At 69.1% G+C, this 440-nt stretch carries 1 pseudogene; it reads left to right on the top strand.

Features of this window, described 5'->3' with window-relative positions:
* Nucleotides 1-24: 24 nt before the first annotated feature.
* Nucleotides 25-440 (top strand): annotated as a pseudogene (locus K9U40_RS23895) (hypothetical protein); the annotation flags it as partial.

Raw genomic sequence — 440 nt, forward strand, 5'->3', positions numbered from 1 at the left:
CCACTGGTGCCTGCGGACGCCACGATGCAACCCGCCTTGCCGGCCAAGAAGGCCCCCGCCAGGAAGGCCGTGCCCGCCAAGCGGGTGGCGGCCGACAAGGCCGCCGTGGGGGGCGGGCCGTCGCCCGCGCCCGCCAAAAAGGCGGCTGCGAAAAAGGCACCCGCCAGGAAGACCCCCGCGAAGAAGGCGACGGCCGCGGCCAAAAAGACACCGGCACCCGCCCCGCGCGCGAAAAGCGCCGCCCAACTACCCGATCAGGTCACGGTGCAGCAGATCCTGCGCCACGCCCCCGCACTGGAAGGCGGAAGCACGCAGCCTCTGGGCGAGATCGTGAAGCTGTTGCACGATGCGAAGCTGCTCGGCAAGAACGCGGCCTCCACCAAGCTCTTCAAGAAATTTCCGCACGATTTCGAGTTGCTGCCCGCCCGCCAGCCCAATAC

Source organism: Xanthobacter autotrophicus (genome assembly GCF_030015065.1).
Lineage (GTDB): Bacteria > Pseudomonadota > Alphaproteobacteria > Rhizobiales > Xanthobacteraceae > Xanthobacter > Xanthobacter autotrophicus_D.